The sequence below is a fragment of the Gordonia sp. AC31 genome (assembly GCF_031844505.1).
Classification (GTDB): domain Bacteria; phylum Actinomycetota; class Actinomycetes; order Mycobacteriales; family Mycobacteriaceae; genus Gordonia; species Gordonia hongkongensis.
On sequence record NZ_JAUZVK010000077.1, the window covers coordinates 1 to 1,415 of the forward strand.

Below are 1,415 nucleotides of genomic sequence, written 5' to 3' on the forward strand. Positions count from 1 at the left end.
CCAGGTGAAGTTGCGGGGGCAGCGGATCGAGTTGGGGGAGATCGAAACCGTCCTCGCGAGTGCCGACGACGTGGTCTCGGCAGTCGCGGTGGTGCAGGACGACCGGTTGGTCGCGTACGTCACCGGACCCGACGAGTCGGCGGTGTCGCGGCTACGAGACCATGCCGCCCGCAGGCTCGCGTCGTACATGGTTCCCGACACCGTCATGGTGCTCGACGCGTTGCCGCTGAACACCGCGGGCAAGGTCGACCGAAAAGCCCTGCCCGCACCGGATCTCTTCTCCACTCGACGGGTGGAACCGGACACGGACACCGAGCGCGCGATCGCCGGCACGGTCGCCGAGGTGCTCGGCCGTGCTGGGGACGCCACGGCGATCTCGGTGACGGACAGCTTCTTCGAGATCGGCGGACATTCACTGTCGGCCACTCGGGTGGCGGCGCGGGTCGCTCACGTGTGGCTCTTCTGACCATGAAGTGGGCTCCTATTCGCGAGCCTAACGCACGCAACGCCCAGTCTCGCATAGGTTTTGAGTTGCGAAGATCAATACCTAAAGGAGTGGGCGTTGCGCACTGTCAGAGTACTGCAGAAGTTGCTTGGGATCGAGCGTGCCCGTGTCGTGGGTGTCAGGTTCGATGAAGATGACCGCGGGCAGATGTTGGTGGTGTCGCTGGAACTGCACAAGAACGCTCGCTCACGGTGTCCGCAGTGTAGGAAGTGCTGCCCGGGTTACGATCAGCCGTCGGCACCGCGCCGGTGGCGGCATCTCGATATGGGCGGCTGGCGGTGTTTCCTCGAGCTGCCCGCCACGCGCGTGCGGTGCCCTCGACATGGTGTGAAGACTGAACTGGTTCCGTGGGCGCGTCCGGAAGCACGAGTGACCAGGGCGTTCGACGACACCGTCGCGTGGATGTGTGCGCACGCGCCGATGACCGCGGTGAGCGCCTACCTACGGGTCTCGTGGCGGACGGTGTCTCGCATCGTCGAGCGTGTGGTCGACGGCCATGTCGGGCTCACTAAACGCTTGAACGGGTTGCGCCGCATCGGTATCGACGAGATCGCTTACCGGAAGGGCCGTCGGTACCTGGTGGTGGTCGTCAATCACGACACAGGGCAACTGGTCTGGGCGGGTGAAGGCGCCAAGAAGGAGACCATCGAGCGGTTCTTCGATGAACTGGGTGATGTGCGTGCCCGCAAGATCACCCACATCAGTGCTGATGGCGCTGAGTACATCGGTGCGGTCATCGCCGAGCAGGCCCCGGGAGCGTACTGGTGTATGGACCCATTCCATGTGTTGCAGTGGGTCAATCAAGCGCTGGACAGGTGCCGCGCTCGGGTTATGAACCGAGTTGTTGGCCTGTCGACGGTGGAACGAGCTTGTCAAGATGTCTGTGTAAGAACGTGACTCCTGGGTTTCC

Annotated in this window: 2 protein-coding genes; both read left to right on the plus strand. The window is 63.6% G+C overall.

Going from position 1 to position 1,415, the window contains the following annotated elements; translation table 11 throughout:
* A partial coding sequence (locus Q9R39_RS24625) for an AMP-binding enzyme (RefSeq protein WP_311278450.1) occupies positions 1–466 on the plus strand: 466 nt, incomplete at its 5' end.
* Positions 467–562: 96 nt separating this feature from the next.
* Entirely contained in the window at positions 563–1,402 is an 840-nt protein-coding gene (locus Q9R39_RS24630; RefSeq protein WP_311278451.1) for a transposase, read from the plus strand.
* Positions 1,403–1,415 lie beyond the last annotated feature (13 nt).